This is a genomic window from Pseudomonas sp. H1h (assembly GCF_000633255.1).
Classification (GTDB): domain Bacteria; phylum Pseudomonadota; class Gammaproteobacteria; order Pseudomonadales; family Pseudomonadaceae; genus Aquipseudomonas.
Genome location: NZ_AYMJ01000003.1, coordinates 98,342 through 118,078 on the forward strand (window position 1 = coordinate 98,342; position 19,737 = coordinate 118,078).

Below are 19,737 nucleotides of genomic sequence, written 5' to 3' on the forward strand. Positions count from 1 at the left end.
ACACGACGCCTTCGCGAGCAAGCCCGCTCCCACAGGGGATTTTTGGTGTGGGTCAGATTTCCAGGACTTCCATCTCGCGCAGCACTTCACCCACTGCCGCCACGGCCTGGCGCATTTCGTCCGGGCTGACGTGGCCAATGCAGCCGACGCGGAAGGTTTCAACCTGGGTCAGTTTGCCGGGGTAGAGGATGTAGCCCTTGGCCTTGACCCGCTCGTAGAAATCCTTGAACTGGTAGCGCGGGTCCTGCGGGGCATGGAAGGTGGCGATGATCGGCGCCTGGATCGCGGCCGGCAGGAAGCTGCGTAGCCCCAGCTTGCCCATTTCCTCCATCAGTGCCTGACAGTTGGCGGCGTAGCGTGCATGGCGCGCCGGCAGGCCACCTTCTTCGTTGTATTGCAGCAACGCTTCGTGCAACGCGGCGACCACGTGGGTCGGCGGGGTGAAACGCCACTGGCCGGTCTTCTGCATATAGGCGTGCTGGTCATACAGGTCCATCGCCAGCGAGTGCGAATTGCCGGCCGCTGCAGCCAGCGATTCCTTGCGAGCGAACACGAAGCCCATCCCCGGTACGCCTTCCAGGCACTTGCCGGAGGCGGCGATCAGCGCATCGAACGGCACTTTTTGCGCATCCACCGGCAATGCGCCGAAGGAGCTCATGGCGTCGATGATCAGGCGCTTGCCGTGTTGCGCCACAACCTCGGCAATTTCCGGCAGCGGGTTGAGGATACCGGTGCTGGTTTCGCAGTGGATCAGCGCGACGTGGGTGATGTCGCCATCGGCGCGCAGCAGACGGTCGACGTCAGCGGCGGTGGTCGGTTCGTCTTCAGCGGTTTCGAAGGTGCTGAATGAGCGCTCGAGCACTTCGCAGATCTTCGCCAGACGCTTGCCGTAGGCGCCGTTGATCAGCACCAGGACTTTACCGTCACGCGGCACCAGCGTGCCGATGGCCGCTTCGACAGCGAAAGTGCCGCTGCCCTGCAACGGCACGCAATGGTGAGTGGCGGCACCGTCAAGGATCGCCAGCAATTGTTCGCAAAGGCTGGCAGTCAGTTGGTTGAAGCGGTCATCCCATGACCCCCAGTCAACCATCATTGCCTGGCGGGTGCGGGCCGAGGTGGTCAACGGGCCGGGAGTGAGCAGGATGGGTGCGGCAGTACTCATTCGTGTGTCCTCGCGATAGCGCTGTGGGATGAAGCTACGGGGCATACGTTGCAATTGAGCGTCGCATCAATCAAATTGTTTGTTGTTATGCCAGCCATCAGTGAGGGTTATTCATGAATCTGTTCCAGCTGCGCGCCTTCGACGCCGTGGCCCGGGAAGGCAGCTTCACCCGCGCCGCCGCGCGGTTGTTCATCAGCCAGCCGGCGGTCACCGGGCACATCAAAGCGCTGGAGGAGCATTACCAGATCACCTTGTTACGGCGTACCGCGCGACGCGTGGAGCTGACCGAGGAGGGCATCAAACTGGCGGCGATCACTCGGGCCATGTTCGGTCTGGCCGAGGAAGCGCAGACCCTGCTCGAAGCCAACCGCCAGTTGCTCACCGGGCGCCTGGAAGTGGCGGCAGACGGCCCGCACATGGTCATGCCGATGCTCGCGAGCCTGCGCGCGCGGTATCCAGGGATCACGGTGAACCTGCGACTGGGCAATGCCCAGGAAACCCTCGCCGCGTTGTTGTCGGAGCACGCCGATGTGGCGGTGCTGACCGAAGTCGAACCGCGCAAGGGCCTGCACCTGCAAGCCTTGAGCGAATCGCGGATCTGCGCGCTGGTGCCCGCGACGCATCCTTGGGCGCAGCGCGCTGGCGAGGTGCGGCTCAAGGAGCTGGATCAGGTGATCATGGTCCTGCGTGAGCCGAGTTCGATTACCCGGCGCACGTTTGATCAGGCGTGCGCGCAGGCAGCGGTCAATCCGCGAGTGTTGCTGGAACTGGACAGCCGCGAGGCGGTGACCGAGGCGGTGGCAGCTGAGCTGGGAGTGGGCGTGGTGTCATCGGTGGAGGTCAGCCATGACCCACGGGTGGTGGCGATTCCGATTGTCGGGGACGGGCTGGTCAATCGGCACATGATCGGGTGCATGGAGCGGCGGCGGGAGTTGCGCCTGATTCAGGCGTTTTTTGGTCTGGCGCCGGCCTGATACACCGTGGTGCGTCCTTCGCGAGCAGGCTCGCTCCCACAGGGGATTTGTATGTGCCGCAAGACCAATGTGGGAGCGAGCCTGCTCGCGAAGGGGCCAGAACTGTTCACACCAGACTCTCGCGAACCATATCGAGGAACGTCGCCACCACCCGCCGCGAGCTCTGCTCACGCAAGCACACCAGGGTCTCGGTCAAACGCCGGGTGCAATCGGTGATCGGCAACGCGCACACCCGCGAATCGGCACCAAATTCCGCCGCCGACACCACCCCCACACCAATTCCTACCACCACCGCCTCGCGCGCCGCCTCCCGGCCCTCGACCTGAATCGCCGGACGAATGCGAAATCCGGCCCGCGCCATTTCCTCTTCCAGCGTCTGCCGGGTCACCGAGCCGTGCTCGCGCAGCACCAGCGGCGTGTCATCCAGATCCGCCAGGCAGATCGACTCACGCTCGGCCCATGGGTGATGGCGCGAGACGAACGCCACCATCGGGTCGTTGCGCAGCGGCACGCAGAGCAGGCGCTCATCACTGACATCGCGCCCGAGCAGCGCCAGATCGGCCTGATAGTTGAACAGGCGAAACAGCGACTCATCGGTGTTGCCGGTCTCGATCTTTACGCTGATTCCCGGGTAGCGCTCGCAGAACCGCGCAATCTGCGGCAGCACGTGCACCGGGGCGTCGACCGCGAGGATCAGGCTGCCGGTCCGCAGGGCCTGTGATTCCTGCAGCAGTTCCTGCGCCTCGGCCTCAATCACAAACAACCGCTGGGTGATTGCCAACAGGCGCTCACCGAGATCGGTCAGGCGCACCGAACGTTTATTGCGGTGAAACAGCAACACGCCGAAGCGTTCTTCGAGCTTGCGCACCTGGTCGGAAATCGCTGGTTGGGTGAGGAAAAGCCGTTCGGCGGCTTTGGTGAAGCTTCCATGCACGGCCACCGCGTGGAAGGCTTTGAGCTGGGCGTGGGAGACAGACATCGTGACTCCAGTAACAAGCTGAGCTTATGTGTGAAATACGATAAATCGATTTTATTTATTAAACAGTAATTGCTTTGATCCGCTCACGCCAGCGCTGACTGCCCGTTCGGGCAGCAACGCTGGCGATGAGCCTGGGCGTGCATCAACAGGACTCATCTGACCGTTATCGCCATAGGGATGGGGCGATAGCGCAGTGCTCAACAATAAAAAACACAGGCGTTTACTCAACGATTCTGCCGGCACACTCACACCCTGAGGTCAGAACCACAATGAACAAGCACATCGGCACCATTGCGCGTTGGCGCATGCAGATCTTCGCTGTCACCTGGCTCGCGTACGCGGCTTTCTACTTCACCCGCAAAGCCTTTTCGGTGGCCAAACTGGGCATCGCCGAAGACCCGACCTTCATGCTCGACAAGATGGCCATGGCCAACCTCGACGCAATCTATCTGGCGGCCTACGCCATCGGTCAATTCACCTGGGGCATGCTCGCCGACCGCTTTGGCCCGCGGGTCGTGGTGCTCGGCGGCTTGTTGATTTCCGCTGGTGCCGCGTTGGTGATGGGCAGTTTCGCTACGCTGCCGATCTTCGCCACGTGCATGTTGATCCAGGGGCTGGCGCAGTCCACCGGGTGGTCGGGGTTGTGCAAAAACCTCGGCAGTTTCTTCCCCGCCGAACAGCGCGGGCGCGTGCTCGGTTTGTGGAGTTCCTGCTACGCGTTTGGTGGTCTGGTCGCCTCGCCGTTCGCCGGCTGGTGGGCGTATACGCTGATGGGCACCTGGCACGCGGCGTTCATTTCCAGCGCAGCGGTAGTGGCGGTGGTGGCGGTGCTGTTCTTTATCTTCCAGCGCAACAAACCGGAAGACGTCGGCCTGCCGGCGGTAGAGCCGGAGCCGCAATTGAGCGCAGAAGAAACCGCAGCCAACAGCAAACTCAGCGTCTGGGAGCCGTTGAAGGAAATCCTGCGCAACCGCACGGTGCTGGTGCTGGGCCTGGCGTACTTCATGTTGAAACCGGCGCGTTACGCGATTCTGCTGTGGGGGCCGGTGATCGTCTTCGAACAGATGCCGAGTGTCGGCAAGGTCGGCGCGGCGATCATTCCCACTTCGTTCGAGCTGGCCGGGTTGCTTGGGCCGATCATGATTGGCATGGCCTCGGACAAACTGTTCGGTGCCCGGCGCATGCCAGCCTGCGTGCTCAGCCTGCTGGCGCTGACCGTGACCCTGGCGCTGTTCATGGGCGCGCTGCACACCGGCAGCGTGATGCTGGTGGTGGCGCTGCTGTTTGTCATGGGCCTGACCCTGTACGGGCCGGACTCAATGATCAGCGGCGCCGCGGCCATCGATTTTGGCAAGGCCAAGGCCGGTGCCACAGCGGCCGGGTTCGTCAACGGTTGCGGCTCGGTCGGCGCGGTGCTCGGCGGGTTGCTGCCGGGTTACTTCGATTCGGTGACGGTGTTCATCGTCTTCGCTGGCTGCGCATTGTTCTCGGCGCTGGTGCTGATTCCGCACTGGAACAGTCGCCCGGTCGGGGTGATGGAGCCGCGCGCGTCCATTCCCAATTGCCCGCTGACAATCAAACCGCTGCGTTCCTGAAACCCTTGGCCTCGCGGCCTGCTGCGGTGTTCGCGGCAGGCTTTGGCGTGGCCGTATGACTGGAGAATCCCATGAGACCGTTTTGGCTCGAGCAAGCCTTGCAGGCTGATCCATCCCCGACTTGCCCGCCGTTGCAAGGCGAAGTGCGCACTGACGTGTGCATCGTCGGCGGCGGCTACACCGGGTTGTGGACGGCGATCATGCTCAAGCAGCAGAACCCTGAACTCGACGTGCTGCTGATCGAAGCCGACATCTGCGGCGCCGGTGCCAGTGGGCGTAACGGTGGGTGTGCGCTGTCGTGGTCAGCCAAGTATTTCACTCTGGAGCGCCTGTTCGGCGTCGAGGAAGCGGTGCGCCTGGTCAAGGAATCCGAGCGCAGCATCCACGCCATCGGCGCGTTCTGCGAACAGTACGGCGTCGATGCCGATTACCGCCTCGACGGCACGCTGTACACTGCGACCAACAAGGCGCAGGTCGGCTCGACCGATGCGGTGATCGCGGCGCTGGAGCGCAATGGCATCAACTCCTTCACGCAGCGCCCGGTGGCTGACGTGCAGCGCATGGCCGGTTCGAGTAAACATCTGGAAGGCTGGTTCTCGCCGGCGGCGGCCAGTGTGCAACCGGGCAAACTGGTGCGCGGGCTGCGCCGGGTGGCGTTGCAACTGGGCGTGAAGATCCACGAGAACACGGCGATGACCGGTCTGGAAGAAGGCCGTCCGGCGCGAATCCACACCGCCAATGGCAGGGTGATCGCCGACCGAGTGGTGCTGGCGATGAACGCGTGGATGGCTCGTGCGTTCCCGCAGTTCGAGCGCAGCGTGGCGATCGTTTCCAGCGACATGCTGATCACCGAACCGCGTCCGGATCTGCTGCAGGAAATCGGTTTGACCAGTGGCGTCACCGTGCTCGACTCGCGGATTTTCGTGCACTACTACCACAACACCCCGGACGGCCGGATCATGCTCGGCAAGGGCGGCAACACCTTCGCTTATGGCGGGCGGATGCTGCCGGTGTTCGATCAGCCTTCGCCGTATGCCGGGTTGCTCAAGCACAGCCTTGGCGACTTCTTCCCGGCGTTTGCCGAGGTAAAAGTGGATGCGACGTGGAACGGGCCGTCGGATCGCTCGGTCACCGGTTTACCGTTTTTCGGGCAGATGAGCGCCAGTGGCAATGTGTTTTATGGTTTCGGTTATTCCGGCAGTGGCGTCGGTCCGTGTCATATGGGCGGGCAGATTCTTGCCTCGCTGGTACAGGGGCTCGACAACCCTTGGACGCGCTCGCCATTGGTCAACGGGCCGCTGGGGTATTTCCCGCCGGAGCCGATCCGTTATCTGGGGTCGTTGATGGTGCGCAATGCCATTCGCCGCAAGGAGCGTGCCGAAGATCATGGGCGTCGGCCGCGGCATCTGGACGTGCGTCTGGCGAAGTTTGCGGCGGCGGCGGGTAAGGCTGACAAGGGTTGAATGCACCGGGAAAATCCATTGCTGATGTACCCGAACCCACTGTGCAGGCTTGCTCGCGAAAGCGGCCAACCGGTTTCCGGCAGGTGTACTCGAATCCACTGTATGGAGCGGCTACGGATCGGCACTGTTGAGCAGCCAGTCGAGTAACAGGCTGCTGTCGCGGTTTGGCGCAGTTTCACGCGGTGGCGCTGGACGCGGGTTGGCGAGGCACAGGATCGGTCGATCCGGATCGGCGTCGAGGAAACTCACCCATACTTCGCTGCCGGCGCGGGGCAGTTCGTGGGCGGCGAGGCGGCCATTGGCGCCGGTCAGCGCAATCGGCAACCACAGACAATCAACATCCTCAGTCTGCGCAGGCCACAAGTTGACAGCGATGCGCCCCAGGTCATCCAGTTGCGCGGGCTGACCGGGCGAACCCACCACCCGCGCCACGAAATAGCCACCAATATTTGGACGCGGCTGTACCTGCGGCGGGCGAAAGTCGGTGGACCAGGGCAGGGCGCTGAAGTCGTTGTGGTAGTGATGCACATTGGTTGTCGGATCGAGGATCGAGGGGTGCTGGCCTTGATGCTGAAGCTCGGTGATCAGCCATTGCTCGTTGAACGCATTGATCGGGTGCCCGCTGATCTGCAGCAGGTGCCCGCTGCGCAGTGCGCTGCAATCGCTGCGCCCCTGGATCGAGCGGGACTGGCAGCGTTGGCGCTGCAAGTGGCGACGGCTGCGTTGTTCGGCGTGGCGCTGTGCGCCCGACAGTTGCAAGGGGACAAGTGTGGGCACGGGGTGATTGGCCGCGTCTTCGGCAATCACCTGCTGGCCCCGGTTGCGAATGCCCTGTGCGGGCATGAACGGTGTCGCGTCATGGCGCTGAAAAAGTGTCCTGAGGCGAGGAGAGGGGATGTCGTCAGCGACGGCGAACGGCAGCGGCAGCGGCTCCTGGGGCAGGCTCAGGTTGTCATCGGCAAACACCACGACGTGGCCATCCGGGCGATGTTCGAAGTGATAGTGAATGCCTTCCTCCTCGCACAGGCGTTGCAGCAAGGCGAGATCGCTTTCCTCGTATTGAATGCAAAACGGCCGAGGCGGGTAATGGCCGACGCTCATCTCGATCCGGTAGTTGTCTGAAGTCAGCCCGTGCTCGCCAAGTATCTGGGCGAGGATCGCCGGTACGCTCGATTGCACGAAGACCCGGCGCCGCGGCGCCTGCGCCAGCCCCAGTAGCTGCGGAACCAGAATCAGCCGATAGCCGATCCGATGGCTGGCGCGGTGCTCGCAACTGACGCTGTGGATCAGGCCGTGAATTCCGTGATCGGCGCCCAGGCGCAAATATGCCGGTTGGTGCAGCAGGCTGCCTGGAGGCAGGGCCGGGGCCAGACCGATCACGTCAATCTCGAATCGAAAAGGCTGGTTGAGTGCTTCCGTGCCGCTGAAACGCAGCACCGGCAGACACAGTGGGCCGTCGGTCAGGGTCAGGGTGAACGGGCTTTGCTGATCATTGAGCATGCATACGGGCTCTGTGGGGCAGTACGGACGGCAGAGGGTACGAAAACGCGAGCACGAATGGTCATGGCCAGTGGGTTTTTCAGAATCGCCCTACAAGGTGTGGTGAAGATGTCGATTCAACAATGCATTTTTTTGGTCGATTGCCGACTTTAGGCCGTATAAACTTGGCGCCACGCGTCGGCCAATAGATGTCTCGGCGCCACAGATCAAGAGAGTGAGTAATGGGCGCACAGTGGAAGGTTAAACACAAAGAAGCGGCAGCCAACGCCAAGGGCAAGATCTTCGGCAAACTGGTGAAAGAAATCACCATCGCTGCCCGCAACGGTGCCGATACCGCCACCAACGCACACCTGCGTCTGGTGGTCGAACAGGCCAAGAAAGCCTCGATGCCCAAGGAAACCCTGGACCGCGCCATCAAAAAAGGCGCCGGTCTGCTGGGCGAAACCGTGCAATACCACCGTGTGACCTACGAAGGTTTCGCGCCGCATCAGGTTCCGTTGATCGTCGAGTGCGTCACCGACAACATCAACCGCACCGTCGCGGAAATCCGCGTGGCGTTCCGCAAGGGTCAACTGGGTGCTTCCGGTTCCGTGGCCTGGGACTTCAACCACGTCGGCATGATCGAAGCGTCGCCGGATACTCCGGACGCCGACCCGGAAATGGCCGCGATCGAGGCCGGTGCCCAGGACTTCGAACCGGCTGAAGAGGGCGCGACCCTGTTCCTGACCGATCCGACTGACCTCGACGCTGTGCAGAAAGCGCTGCCTGAGCAAGGCTTCACCGTGCTGTCGGCGAAACTCGGCTACCAGCCGAAGAACCCGGTCAGCGGCCTGAGCGCCGAGCAGATGGCTGAAGTCGAAGCGTTCCTTGAAGGCCTCGACAACCACGATGACGTGCAGGACATGTTTGTCGGTCTGGCAGGTTGATCGGCTGAGTCACTGATACCGCCTTCGCGAGCAGGCTCGCTCCCACACTGGATCTGTGGCGTTCACAAATCCCCTGTGGAAGCGAGCCTGCTCGCGATTGACCGCGCAACGGTCACAGCTGCGCCAGCACCTCAATCACTTCGCTGAACCCCGGTCGCGCCAGCACATCCGCCTGGCAGCAACGCCGTTCCAGATCCTCCAGTACCTTGCGCCGTTCGACACTCAACCCCGCGTCGATGCGCGCCAGCAATTCTCCGAGCAGAACCCCGAACGCCCGTACTTCGATGCGTTGCAGCGCCTGTGTTTCCAGATTGTCGGTCGTGGCATGGAACGACGCCGCGCCAAAATCCCCCAGTAGGCAATCGCCCTGATCGTTCAACAGAATGTTGTGCCCGTAGAGATCACCGTGAGTGATGCCCTGTTGATGCAGGTGCTCGGCCGCCGACGCGATGCCTCGGGCAATGTTCAACGCGACCTCGGCACTGAACCGGCAATCCTCGCTGTAAACATCCCGCGAGCAGCTCGCCAGGCTTGGCAGTGCCGCAAGGTTGCGAAAGCTCGGGTCGATCAGTTGCATCACCAGCCCCTGTTGCCCGTCAGGATGCCCCTGAATGCGGCCCTCCACACGGATCAGGTTCGGGTGCAGGCCGGCGGTGATGCAGGCGTTCATTTCGTGCAGCGGCGAACCGTCGCTGGTCATTTCACCTTTGTACAGCTTCACCGCGACCGGCACCGCCGAGTGTTCGGTGCGCTGCCACAGCGCCCGGGAAATCACCCCGGAAGCGCCTTCGCCCAAACGTTGTTCCAGACGCAGCCGCGACCAGTCGATCAGCGGCGTGGCCTCCAGTGCGGCGGCGTCGGCTTCGGTTTCCAGTGGATTGCCGGCATACGCCAGCCAGGTCAGGCTCGGCAGGGTCAGCAGCCACTGCGGCAGTTCGCGCATCTGGTTGGCGGCGATGCGGATCAGTTCCAGGCGATGACATTGGTGCATGGACGCCGGCAGCGCTTGCAGGCGATTGCCGGCCAGCAGCAATTTTTGCAGATAGGGGCGCTCGCCCAGTTCGCTCGGCAGGGTTTCGATGCAGTTGTCGGTCAGGATCAACCAACGCAGCCGCGGTGGTAATGCCGCGCCCGGCACGTGGCTGATGCGGTTGGCCTTGAAGCCGATCATCGTCAGCGCCGCACATTGACCGACGCAGGCCGGTACCTCGGTGAAGTGGTTGTCCGAGCAAAACAGAATGCGCATCTTCGTCAGCCGATGCAGGTCGTTCGGCAGGCTGCTCAAGGCATTGCCGCTGAGGTTGAGCACCTCCAGCGTATCGGCCAGCTCGAAAATTTCCCGGGGAAACTCGGTCAGTCCGCAGGACAGGTCCAACCGGGTGATGCCCGACAACTCGCCGGCGCGCAATTGAGCAAGGGTGTGCATGAAGGTGGTCACTATCAAGGGAAAGAAGCGCCAGGCGCCTGGAATGGGCGACATGATAACGGCAATGGCTGGATTTGCACTGATCTGACCCTCGATAACTCCGCAAACCCTGTGGGAGCGGGTTTGCTCGCGAAGGCGTACTGTCAGTCAGTAATCCGTCGCTGACACTCCGCTTTCGCGAGCAGCCCGCTTCCACGAAAAGGGATCTCCAGGGTCAGTGGATTTCCTGCAGCTGCCCCAAACGGCTGCGCGTGCGAGCGAGGTCGATGGCGTTGCCGCCAAGGGCCTCGCGCAGCGGCAAGCGGCTGATCAGGGTCAGGTGTTTGTCCTGGTCGTAAAGCACGTCGATCAGGTTGATGAAGCGCTGTTGCGCGGCGATCGAGCATTCATCCAGTTCCGGCAGATCGTCGATGATCCACTGGTCGAAACGCCGGCACAGCTCCAGATAGTCCATCACTGCCGTCGGTTGCTCGCACAGATCGTCGAAGGTGAAAGCGACCCGGCGGCCATCGCACAGGCGCGTCTGAACGTGCCGGCTGCCGACCGCCAATGCAATGGCCGGGGCACCCTCGGGGGGCAGGTCCAGGGTCTGGCGCTGTGTCGGTGTGGCCGGCCATACATAGTGGCCCTGAGTGAACAGTTGGTGCGCGTGGTTGCTCGCGTGACTGCGGTAATCGAGCGGGCCGCCGACCTCCATGACTTGCATCCGTGCGTTGATCAGGTCGATCACCGGCTTGAAACGAGCGTGATAGAGCGGATTGGGCAGCAAGCCTTCCGGCGGATAGTTGGAGGTCACCAGCAACAGGGTGCCGCGCTGGAACAGGGCCTTGAACAGTCCGGTGATGAGCATCGCATCGCCGATGTCATGCACATGAAATTCGTCGAAACACAGCACCCGGCAATCGTCCAGCAACTCGTCGAGGGTAACGGCGAGGGCATCGTCATGTTCACGGTGGTTGAACATGCCCTTATGCAGTCGGGCAAAGAACGCATGGAAATGCACCCGTTGTTTCTGCGCAGTCGGCAGCGCCTGGAAGAAGCCGTCGAGCAGCCAGCTCTTGCCGCGTCCGACCGCGCCGTGCAGGTACAGGCTCACTGGCGTTTGCGCGCGGGCGCCGAACAACTGGCTGGCCTGTTGCGCCATGCAGTCGATCACCCGCTGTTGGCTGTGGCTGAGGGTGTAACCCTGGCCATGGGCCTTGTGGCGAAAGTAATCACGGATTGCCTGGCCACTGGCGTCATGCCCGCAATTGCCCGGCCGGCCATTGGCGAGCCAGCGGCGCAGCGCCGACCAGCGTTGGGTCAGTGGCGATCGTTTGGGCGCTCGAGAGGGCACAGTGCGGTCACTCCGTGTTCATCAGACCGGCTCCCGGGAGCGCGGCGACGTAGTGTAACCAGAGGCTGCAGCAGCCTGCCATCGCGGCTCGTCGACAGTGGGCGATAACTGAACAGCATTGTGCGGTACGTACAGCAATTTTCAGCGATGTAATTCGCCTTGTTGCCAACCTTTCGAAACATATCCCGACAGTTCGATGGATCCAATCGACTGGCGGATTCGTCGACCGTTGCTAACCTGAAACACAGTAACGTCATCCAGGTGTTCCCTCACAAGGAATGGGACAGTGATTGCACGTGTGGTGGTGGGCCTGCTCGGGTTGCTTGGCGGCTTGGTGTGCGCGGCGGATCTTCAGGTCGAAGTCCGTGTTGACGTGCAGCGTGGATGCCAACTGGTCGGCCAGCAACGTGAGGCGGGTATTGAACAACTGGGTGTGCTGGATTTCGGCAGCACTGCGCGTCTCGACGATCCGGCCGGGCCGTTGAGTGCGGCGCTGACCAACCAACGGTTGCCACGCCTGGAGTGCAACCCCGACACGCTGTATCAGTTGCGTGTCGACGGTGGCTTGCATGGCGGCGTCGGTGAGGTTCGTTACATGGCGGGGGCGGCGGGGAGCAAGCCGATTCCGTATCGCCTGTATCAGGACGCGGCGCGCCGGGTGCCGCTGGTGGTAGACGTGCCGCTCAGCGACCGGGTGCCGGACACCGGCACCGTGGAACTGCCGCTGTACGCACGCATCGAGCGTCTGGCGCAGGTGCCGCAAGTCAGCCGCTATTCGGATCTGGTCAAGGTCACCGTGACCTGGTGACGGCAGGATTTCAGGCATTCCGCTGGAGGCGGTTTGCGCAGGGAAGGGGCGTTCAATGATGAACGCAAGGTTCGCAAGCATCCTGAAGGAGTAGGGACGGGCGCAATGACAGGCAAGCACTGGATGGTCATCGCCACAGGCACGTTGCTGTTGCTCGCTGAAGACGCACAGGCGGCGGTCAGTGGGCAGATACATGCACGGCTGATCCTGATCGCCGGCTGCGAAGTCACCAACAGCGCCACGCCGGCAATCCCCGTGAGCAATCTGGGCACCCTCGATTTCGGTCAGCAGGGGCCGACCTGGACCGCGCCGATCAAGGCCAGTCTCGACGGTGACAGCAGCGGCAAGCTGAATGTCGCCTGCAATCCTTCGGTCACCGGATTCACCGTCTCCATCGACGGCGGCTCCCACGGTGACGGCACCACTCGCCGCCTGAGCAACGGGCGCCAGACCCTGCCTTATCAGCTGTTCCTGGACGCCTCGGGCAGCCAGCGTTACAGCATCGGCCAACAACACAATTTCGCTGTCACCAGCGGTGCACAGATACCGATTCCGGTATTTGGCTCGGTGGTGGCGAATACCCGCGCGGTACCGGCAGGTGTCTATACCGACACGCTGACAGTGACGCTCGACTGGTAACCCCGTAGAGGACGGACACCATGCGCAAGTTTGCATCAAGGATTGGTTTGTCGTTGCTTGGCCTGACGCTGGTTTCCAGTGTCAACGCCGCCACCACTGTCACCGGCCAGATCACTGCCAGTCTGACCCTGATCAGCAGCTGTCAGGTCAATGGCGCCGGTGGTTCCACCGGGCTGAACTTCGGTGCCCTGAACTTCGGCACCGCCAACAGCCTGTTCACCACCGCCAGTGGTCAGGTATTGGGCGGTGGCGGCGGCGCGCTGTCGATTCTTTGCTCCAGCGGCACGACACCGGTGGTCAAAGTGCGCGCCGGCGCTCACGACGGACAATCGCCGGGTGGCGCTCGTGCGCTGTACGACGGTGTCGCCAACTACGTGCCGTACGACTTCTACACCGATGCCGGGCATTCGACGCTGCTGCCGATTGACGGGACGATCAACCTGGCAACCAGCACCGGTGTGGCGCAAACGGTGAACCTCTATGGTCAGGCAGTGGGCAAGGCCGGGTTGCCGGCGGGGACGTACACCGACACCGTCGCTGTTGAACTGACATTCTGATGCCATGCGCCGCCATGGCTGCGTCGCGCTGTTCCTGCTCTGTGCGGGCAGTGTGCCAATTCCCGTCGGAGCGGCGACCAGTCAGAGCTTTCAGGTCAGCGCCACCATCACTCCGGGGTGCCTGGTGGTCGGCGGGGTATCGAACTATGGCGGGCTGAATTTTGGCTCGAATTCGGCGCTTTCCACCGGCACCGTGAAAGTGGCGCTGACCGGTGGCGTGCAACTGCAATGCACACCGGGAGTGACGCTGAACATGAGCGTCGATGGTGGTCAGTACAACAGCAGTGGCCGTCACATGCAGCTCAACAGCGGCAGTGCGCGGGTGGCATACGCGCTGTTTCGCGATGCGGCTTACAGCCAAAGCCTGGGCATTGGCCAGAGTGTGGCCGTGGCCTACAGCGATGCGAACAACATCAGCCTGCCGATTTACGGTCAGGTGCAATTGCCGGGCAATCAGCCTGGGGGGGCGTACAGCGACGTGTTGCAGGTGCAACTGTCGTGGTGAGGCGAATTTGAATGGCCGACAAGGAGCAGGTTCATGGGGGCAGTTACGTCACGGCATGGGTGTGTGCAGTACGCGATGTTGGCGTTGGTCATGCTCGGAACCGGCAGTGCGCAGGCCGCCAGTTCGGTGCTGATCTGGCCGATCGATCCGGTGCTGGAAGCCGATCAACAGGCCAGTGCGCTGTGGCTGGAGAACCGCGGTACGGAAACCGCCAACCTGCAGATCCGCGTATTCGGCTGGAGCCAGAGTGGCTTTGAAGAGCAATACCAGAACCAGCGCGACGTGATCGGCAGTCCGCCGGTGGCGAAGATCGAGCCGGGCCAAAAGCAACTGGTGCGCCTGACCCGAACCAAGGACGTGCCGCCGGGGCAGGAACTGGCCTACCGGATCATCATCGACGAAATCCCTTCCGCTCAGCCGCCTGCTGCCGAGGGCGGCAAGACTGCGGCCGCGATCCGCTTCCAGATGCGTTATTCGGTGCCGTTGTTTGCCTACGGCGCGGGGCTGTGGAGCAAGGAAGACACCACCCGTCCACGTGATCCCAAGGGGATCGGTCTGCCACAGTTGAGCTGGCGCACGGTGGCGATCGACGGTCGGCCTTATGTCGAAGTGCGTAACCAGGGCGCGGTGCATGCGCGGCTGACCGACGTGGTGCTCAAACAGGGTGGACAGAGCAAGCCAGTGGCCGAGGGGCTGTTGGGTTACGTGCTGCCGGGCGCGGCGATGCGCTGGCCGGCACCCGGGCCGCTGGCCGGCGAGTCGGCACTGCAGGTGCGGGTCAATGGCGGAGCGCAGGTGCAGAGTATTGCGCCAGCGAAGTAATGGCCGGGCCGAGCAGTGCTCGTTAAGTGATTCTGTGGCGAGGAGCCTTGCCCCCGTCCAACGGCGCTGCAGTTGTGATACGCGCCACTCAGTGGCGTGGGTAAAAGCAAGGGCGCTTCGCTGCCCAACGGGAGCAAGCACCCTCGCCACAATGAGGTGATCAGTCTCTTGTAGAGGGCAGTGGTATCAGGAGGATTCAGTCCATTGACGGACGTAAAGCGTGTATGAGCCCGGGATGGGCTCGCCGTATTCAGCGTCCGTTGTGGCTCATGACCGGCGCGTGGTGCCTGATGTTCGTTCAACCATCCGGGGCCGGGGAACTGCCGCCGCCTCCCAGCGGCATGGAGGCCGTGAGTGATGCACAGTTGTTTCTGGAATTGGTGGTCAATCAGATGAACACCGGGCGGGTGGTGGCGGTGCAGCAGCGTGACGGGCATCTGTTCCTGCCGGCTACCGCGTTGCGTGAAACCGGGATGACGCTGCCAGACAGCAGCGGTGAAGACGTCGACCTCGACGGTCTGCCGGGGCTGCACAGCGAATACGACAGCGTCGGCCAGCGCCTGCTGCTGGAGGTGCCGCCGCAGTGGCTGCCGGACCAGTTCATCGGCAACCGTCAGAACTATCCGCGCACCCCGGCCCTGAGCAGCTTCGGCGCACTGTTCAACTATGACTTGTACCTCAACGACACCGACGATGCCGGCACCTATCTGGCGGCATGGAACGAGGTGCGACTGTTCGACAGTTGGGGCACGCTGTCCAACACCGGGCAGTACCGGCGCACCTTGTCGGGTGACTCGGTCAGCACGCTCGACAACGGCTATCTGCGCTACGACACCACCTGGCGCTACTCCGATGACGAACGAATGCTCACTTACGAGGGCGGCGACGTGATCAGCGGCGCCTTGCCCTGGAGCAACTCGGTGCGTCTGGGCGGCGTGCAGTTCTCGCGGGACTTCGCCGTGCGCCCGGATCTGGTGACCTATCCACTGCCGCAGTTTGCCGGTGAAGCGGCGGTGCCGTCGTCGGTGGATCTGTTCATCAACGGCTACAAGTCCAGCAGCGCCGACCTGCAACCGGGGCCGTACACCTTGACCAACATTCCGTTCATCAACGGTGCGGGGGAGGCGGTGGTGGTGACCACCGATGCGCTGGGGCGGCAGGTGTCGACCACGGTCCCGTTCTATGTCACGAGCAGTTTGCTGCAAAAAGGCCTGAGCGATTTTTCCGTGGCAGCCGGTACGTTGCGCCGCGATTACGGTTTGAAGGACTTCAGCTACGGCACCGGCGTCACCTCCGGCAGCCTGCGTTATGGCGTCAGTGACAGTTTCACCCTGGAAAGCCATGCCGAAGCAGCAGACTCGCTGACCCTCGGCGGGATTGGCGGCAACCTGCGCCTGGGCAACTTCGGCGTGCTCAACAGCGCCATCAGTCAGAGCCGTTTCGAAGGTGACGGTGGCGATCAGTTGAGCCTCGGTTATCAGTACAGCAGCCAGCGCTACAGCTTTTCCTATCAACGCCTGCAACGCCGCGACCAGTATGCCGACCTGAGCGTGATCGATACCCCTTACGTCAGCCTCAGCCGTCGTAGCGAACAGGCGACCCTGAGCGTCAACCTCGACCGCTGGGGCAGCCTCGGTGCCGGCTATTTCGACGTGCGCGCGGCGGACGATTCGCGCACGCGACTGCTCAACCTGAGCTGGAGCAAGCCGTTGTGGCGCAACAGCAGTTTCTACCTGTCGGCCAACCGCGAGATTGGTGACAGCAACTGGGCGGTGCAGGCGCAACTGGTGATCCCGTTCGATCTGCGCGGCAGCCTGGCGATCAGCAGCGAACGCAGCAAGACCGGGCAAAGTCAGCAGCGGGTCAATTACAGCCGTTCGGTGCCGACCGAGGGCGGGGTCGGCTTCAATCTGGGGTACGCCAAGGGTGATGGCGCGGATTATCGACAGGCCGACGTGACCTGGCGCCTGCAATCGGTGCAATTGCAGGCCGGGGTCTACGGCACCTCAGACGCCGAAACCCGTTGGGCCGATGCCAGTGGTTCGCTGGTGTGGATGGATCGGGAGGTGTTCGCCGCCAATCGTATCGACGACGCATTTGTGGTGGTCAGCACTGAGGGCTTTGCCGACATTCCGGTACGCTACGAAAACCAGCAGGTCGGTCAGACCGACAAGAATGGCCATTTACTGGTGCCGTGGAGCAGCGCTTACTACCGCGGCAAATACGAAATCGATCCACTGAATCTGCCGGCCAATGTGCGCAGTCCCAATGTCGAGCAGCGTATTGCCGTGCGTCGGGGCAGTGGCTATTTGCTGGAGTTTCCACTGACCCGAGTGATCGCCGCGAGCCTCGTGCTGGTGGACGCGCAGCAACGAGAACTGCCGCTTGGCGCGGGCGTGCTGCATGAGCAGAGCGGCACGCGCACGGTAGTCGGCTGGGATGGCCTGGTCTATCTGGAAAACCTGCAGGAGCAGAACTCGTTGCAGGTGACACTGGCGGACGGCAAGACCTGCAAGGCGCAGTTCAGCGTGGACATGCAGCAGAGCCAGGTGCCGCTGATCGGCCCATTGGTGTGCCAGTGATCGCTGCCCGGATCTGTCTGTGCCTGGTGTTGCTGCTGCCGGGGGCAGCGCAGGCCCTGTGTTCGGTGACCAGCACCACGCCGGCGGCGTTCGGCTCGATCAGTTCGATTGCCGTGCGCACCACGACCCAGCCCAGTTCCACGCTCAATGCCGGGTTGAGTTGCACCGGCTCGCTGCTGTCACTGCTGACCAGCAACGACCATTTCTACGCCACCATCACTTCCACCCAGAGCGGTCTGCTCGGACCCACGGGCGATGTCATCGGCTACACGATCTACGCCAACAACAGCACCAGCTACCCGGTGACCCGTGGCACCGCCTACGATTTTGCCCGCAACGGCATCATCGACGCCTTGGGGCTGCTCAACGGCACCACGCCGAAAACCGTGCCGCTGTACCTGGGCACGACTATTGGCAGCAACGTCGCCGCCGGGGTCTATACGGAAACCCTGAGTATTTTCTGGAACTGGAATTACTGCTCGGGCATTGGTATCGGTGCCATCTGTCTCGGGCGTGATATCGCCAACGGCACTGCTACGTTGACGGTGAACCTGACCGTGTCCAACGATTGCACGATTAGCGCGCCGAACATCGCCTTCGGCAGCGCGCCGGTGATCAGCGCTTTCACCCCGGTGACCGGGCAGACGATCAATCTGGCCTGCACCAAGGGCAGCGCCTACACCGTCGGTTTGAGCGACGGGCAAAACCCGGTCAGCGTTGGCGGCCGACGGCGGATGATTTCCGGGAGCAATTATCTGGCCTACGACATCTTCAAAAGTGCCGGCACCACCCGTTGGGGCAGTGTTGGCAGTGCACGTCGCAACAGCACCGACGCCGAGGTCAATCCGGGGAACGGTCTGGGCACCGGGAGCCAGATCTTCAATTACAACGCGAAAATCTACACCGACCAGACCACGCCACCGGCTGGAACGTATCTGGACAATGTGGTGCTCGATGTGGGGTTCTGAATTCACACAATCCCTGTTGGAGTGAGCCTGCTTGCGATAGCTTTCTGTCAGTGACATCTGATCTGACGGGTACACCGCTATCGCGAGCAGGCTCACTCCTGGAGGGGATTTGAGGCGCTTTCAGAATTGCATTGATTGCTTGAGTTGTTTTGCCGCTGGCGAATCTGTCGGGCTGACCATCGCATAGTTGTACCCGCCGCCGGACCAGTAATCGGCCTGCAGATCACCATCGCTGCGGCTGCCGCGCGGCAGGAAGGTGTTCTTCGGCCCCGGTGGGCGTACGTAGAAACTGACCTTGTGGCCGCTGCGATCCTCGTACATCACCATCGCCGCCGGGCCTTCGTCGGTGCTGAGCAGACGGCCGCTGACCGGTTCGAATCCAGCGGATTTCAGGTCCGGCAGGCGACTGGCCCGAGTGAAATAACGGTCGAGCCAGCGCTGCATGTCGCCGTCGGAGTCGACCTTGTAGTCCGCCGGCAAAATCCCTTGCTGAGCAATCAATCGATAGGCCTGCAGGGCGTCGGTCATCGGTAGCAGGGAGGAGCGCGCCAAGGTCATCTCCCGCGCCTGCCAGCCACTGAAGCCGCCGATGCCCACTGCAATCAGCAACACCGCCGCGCTGGCCAGGTGACGCCGCGCCTGTCGCTTGAGGCGCTGGCGAATCAACGCCGGATCCAGATCTGGATTGGCTGGTTGCTGCAATGCGCCGCCCAGCGCCGCACGCAATTGTTGGGCATCCTGCTGCCAGGCATGAACCTGCGCGGCTGCGTCCGGGTGATTGGCCAGCCAGGCGTCGAGTACGCGCCGATCGGCTTCGCTGAGTTGGTGGTCGACGTAAGCGTGCAGGTCGCGCTCGCTGGGGGGCATGCTGATCATTTGAGAATCCGCAAAGAAGGGCTGCTGATTTCGCCGTCGCTGAGCTGGCGTAACGCCTGACGCGCACGGGACAGGCGTGACATCACGGTGCCGGTGGGGACGTCGAGGATGTCGGCGACTTCCTTGTACGTCAGGCCTTCCACCGAGACCATCAATAGCAGGGCACGCTGCTCGGTGGGCAGGCGATCGAAGGCTTGCAGGGTCGCTTGGGCGATCACCGTGCGCTCGGTCGACGGCTCGGCATCGTCGCGGCCGGTGAAGAACTCCAGCATCCGCGCATAACGGCGGGAACGGCGATGGGCATCGAGAAACTGCCGGTAGAGGATCGAGAACAGCCAGGCGCGTACGTCGCCGTCGGCACGTTTGCCACCCCAGCCGGACAGGGCCCGCTCAAGGCTGGCCTGCACCAGATCGTCGGCGCTGCTGCTGTTGCGGGTCAGTGACACGGCAAAGCGGCGCAATCTGGGAATGATTTCTCTCAACTGTTCGTCGAATTCGCTCATGAAATTCTGCTAGTCACTACGCTGTGGACTAGGGAGACGTCTACCGTTCGAGGTTATTCCACGTTCGGAAAAATAAATACCGGGTCATGGAATAAATCCTGCCGGGGTGCGTCTTG

At 62.6% G+C, this 19,737-nt stretch carries 18 protein-coding genes; 11 read left to right on the plus strand and 7 right to left on the minus strand.

What is annotated here, in order from left to right; genetic code table 11:
- Positions 1–52: 52 nt before the first annotated feature.
- Positions 53–1,162: a 2-aminoethylphosphonate--pyruvate transaminase gene (locus U862_RS0102385; RefSeq protein ID WP_025108926.1), complete on the minus strand. Its 1,110-nt coding sequence runs from the start codon at positions 1,160–1,162 to the stop codon at positions 53–55.
- 113 nt (positions 1,163–1,275) lie between these two features.
- On the opposite strand from U862_RS0102385, the gene U862_RS0102390 reads away from it, so the two are divergent.
- Positions 1,276–2,136, plus strand: a complete 861-nt coding sequence (locus U862_RS0102390; RefSeq protein ID WP_025108927.1) for a LysR substrate-binding domain-containing protein — start codon at positions 1,276–1,278, stop codon at positions 2,134–2,136.
- A 106-nt stretch (positions 2,137–2,242) separates the two neighbouring features.
- Here U862_RS0102390 and U862_RS0102395 read toward each other — a convergent pair whose 3' ends face one another.
- Positions 2,243–3,115, minus strand: coding sequence for a LysR family transcriptional regulator (locus U862_RS0102395; RefSeq protein WP_025108928.1), 873 nt, complete (start codon positions 3,113–3,115; stop codon positions 2,243–2,245).
- A gap of 269 nt (positions 3,116–3,384) precedes the next feature.
- Between U862_RS0102395 and U862_RS0102400 the strand changes: the two genes are divergently transcribed.
- Positions 3,385–4,710: an MFS transporter gene (locus tag U862_RS0102400; protein WP_025108929.1), complete on the plus strand. Its 1,326-nt coding sequence runs from the start codon at positions 3,385–3,387 to the stop codon at positions 4,708–4,710.
- Positions 4,711–4,781: 71 nt separating this feature from the next.
- The gene (locus U862_RS0102405) at positions 4,782–6,173 is read left to right on the plus strand and encodes an FAD-dependent oxidoreductase (protein ID WP_025108930.1); all 1,392 of its coding nucleotides are present in this window, start codon (positions 4,782–4,784) and stop codon (positions 6,171–6,173) included.
- Between the two features lie 111 nt (positions 6,174–6,284).
- Here the strand turns inward: U862_RS0102405 and U862_RS0102410 are convergent, their stop codons facing one another.
- Positions 6,285–7,673 (minus strand): type VI secretion system Vgr family protein, encoded by a 1,389-nt coding sequence (locus U862_RS0102410; RefSeq protein ID WP_025108931.1) that lies wholly within the window; start codon positions 7,671–7,673, stop codon positions 6,285–6,287.
- Positions 7,674–7,894: 221 nt separating this feature from the next.
- On the opposite strand from U862_RS0102410, the gene U862_RS0102415 reads away from it, so the two are divergent.
- Entirely contained in the window at positions 7,895–8,599 is a 705-nt protein-coding gene (locus U862_RS0102415) for a YebC/PmpR family DNA-binding transcriptional regulator (protein WP_025108932.1), read from the plus strand.
- Positions 8,600–8,711: 112 nt separating this feature from the next.
- Here U862_RS0102415 and U862_RS0102420 read toward each other — a convergent pair whose 3' ends face one another.
- Positions 8,712–10,025 (minus strand): protein kinase, encoded by a 1,314-nt coding sequence (locus tag U862_RS0102420; protein ID WP_025108933.1) that lies wholly within the window; start codon positions 10,023–10,025, stop codon positions 8,712–8,714.
- 214 nt (positions 10,026–10,239) lie between these two features.
- Positions 10,240–11,361 (minus strand): cell division protein ZapE, encoded by a 1,122-nt coding sequence (zapE, locus tag U862_RS0102430; protein WP_025108934.1) that lies wholly within the window; start codon positions 11,359–11,361, stop codon positions 10,240–10,242.
- A 286-nt stretch (positions 11,362–11,647) separates the two neighbouring features.
- Here zapE and U862_RS0102435 point away from each other — a divergent pair, with 286 nt between their 5' ends.
- From U862_RS0102435 to U862_RS0102465, 7 genes are all read left to right on the plus strand, one after another.
- A complete protein-coding gene (locus tag U862_RS0102435; protein ID WP_025108935.1) occupies positions 11,648–12,169 on the plus strand; it encodes a spore coat U domain-containing protein in 522 nt (173 codons plus the stop codon).
- Positions 12,170–12,274: 105 nt separating this feature from the next.
- Positions 12,275–12,808, plus strand: coding sequence for a spore coat U domain-containing protein (locus U862_RS0102440; RefSeq protein ID WP_025108936.1), 534 nt, complete (start codon positions 12,275–12,277; stop codon positions 12,806–12,808).
- Between the two features lie 20 nt (positions 12,809–12,828).
- On the plus strand, positions 12,829–13,365 hold the full coding sequence (locus U862_RS0102445) for a spore coat U domain-containing protein (RefSeq protein ID WP_025108937.1): 537 nt from the start codon (positions 12,829–12,831) through the stop codon (positions 13,363–13,365).
- Between the two features lie 4 nt (positions 13,366–13,369).
- Entirely contained in the window at positions 13,370–13,870 is a 501-nt protein-coding gene (locus U862_RS0102450; RefSeq protein ID WP_025108938.1) for a spore coat U domain-containing protein, read from the plus strand.
- A gap of 33 nt (positions 13,871–13,903) precedes the next feature.
- A complete protein-coding gene (locus tag U862_RS0102455; RefSeq protein ID WP_025108939.1) occupies positions 13,904–14,692 on the plus strand; it encodes a molecular chaperone in 789 nt (262 codons plus the stop codon).
- 224 nt (positions 14,693–14,916) lie between these two features.
- On the plus strand, positions 14,917–17,274 hold the full coding sequence (locus U862_RS0102460) for a fimbria/pilus outer membrane usher protein (protein WP_025108940.1): 2,358 nt from the start codon (positions 14,917–14,919) through the stop codon (positions 17,272–17,274).
- A complete protein-coding gene (locus U862_RS0102465; protein ID WP_025108941.1) occupies positions 17,271–18,242 on the plus strand; it encodes a spore coat U domain-containing protein in 972 nt (323 codons plus the stop codon). The genes U862_RS0102460 and U862_RS0102465 overlap by 4 nt, the downstream gene beginning before the upstream one ends.
- 120 nt (positions 18,243–18,362) lie before the next feature.
- Here U862_RS0102465 and U862_RS0102470 read toward each other — a convergent pair whose 3' ends face one another.
- Both U862_RS0102470 and U862_RS0102475 read right to left on the minus strand, forming a co-directional pair.
- Positions 18,363–19,118 (minus strand): anti-sigma factor, encoded by a 756-nt coding sequence (locus tag U862_RS0102470; RefSeq protein ID WP_025108942.1) that lies wholly within the window; start codon positions 19,116–19,118, stop codon positions 18,363–18,365.
- Entirely contained in the window at positions 19,115–19,621 is a 507-nt protein-coding gene (locus U862_RS0102475) for an RNA polymerase sigma factor (protein ID WP_025108943.1), read from the minus strand. The genes U862_RS0102470 and U862_RS0102475 overlap by 4 nt, the downstream gene beginning before the upstream one ends.
- Between the last annotated feature and the right edge of the window lie 116 nt (positions 19,622–19,737).

Excerpts from the sequence above, each read along its gene's own strand:
- U862_RS0102420 (WP_025108933.1), bottom strand. The coding sequence starts at position 10,025 with ATGCACACCCTTGCTCAATTGCGCGCCGGCGAGTTGTCGGGCATCACC.
- U862_RS0102440 (WP_025108936.1), top strand. The coding sequence starts at position 12,275 with ATGACAGGCAAGCACTGGATGGTCATCGCCACAGGCACGTTGCTGTTG.
- U862_RS0102460 (WP_025108940.1), top strand. The coding sequence starts at position 14,917 with ATGAGCCCGGGATGGGCTCGCCGTATTCAGCGTCCGTTGTGGCTCATG.
- U862_RS0102475 (WP_025108943.1), bottom strand. The coding sequence starts at position 19,621 with ATGAGCGAATTCGACGAACAGTTGAGAGAAATCATTCCCAGATTGCGC.
- U862_RS0102470 (WP_025108942.1), bottom strand. The coding sequence starts at position 19,118 with ATGATCAGCATGCCCCCCAGCGAGCGCGACCTGCACGCTTACGTCGAC.
- U862_RS0102410 (WP_025108931.1), bottom strand. The coding sequence starts at position 7,673 with ATGCTCAATGATCAGCAAAGCCCGTTCACCCTGACCCTGACCGACGGC.
- U862_RS0102405 (WP_025108930.1), top strand. The coding sequence starts at position 4,782 with ATGAGACCGTTTTGGCTCGAGCAAGCCTTGCAGGCTGATCCATCCCCG.
- U862_RS0102445 (WP_025108937.1), top strand. The coding sequence starts at position 12,829 with ATGCGCAAGTTTGCATCAAGGATTGGTTTGTCGTTGCTTGGCCTGACG.
- U862_RS0102385 (WP_025108926.1), bottom strand. The coding sequence starts at position 1,162 with ATGAGTACTGCCGCACCCATCCTGCTCACTCCCGGCCCGTTGACCACC.
- U862_RS0102415 (WP_025108932.1), top strand. The coding sequence starts at position 7,895 with ATGGGCGCACAGTGGAAGGTTAAACACAAAGAAGCGGCAGCCAACGCC.
- U862_RS0102455 (WP_025108939.1), top strand. The coding sequence starts at position 13,904 with ATGGGGGCAGTTACGTCACGGCATGGGTGTGTGCAGTACGCGATGTTG.
- U862_RS0102450 (WP_025108938.1), top strand. The coding sequence starts at position 13,370 with ATGCGCCGCCATGGCTGCGTCGCGCTGTTCCTGCTCTGTGCGGGCAGT.
- U862_RS0102400 (WP_025108929.1), top strand. The coding sequence starts at position 3,385 with ATGAACAAGCACATCGGCACCATTGCGCGTTGGCGCATGCAGATCTTC.
- U862_RS0102390 (WP_025108927.1), top strand. The coding sequence starts at position 1,276 with ATGAATCTGTTCCAGCTGCGCGCCTTCGACGCCGTGGCCCGGGAAGGC.
- U862_RS0102395 (WP_025108928.1), bottom strand. The coding sequence starts at position 3,115 with ATGTCTGTCTCCCACGCCCAGCTCAAAGCCTTCCACGCGGTGGCCGTG.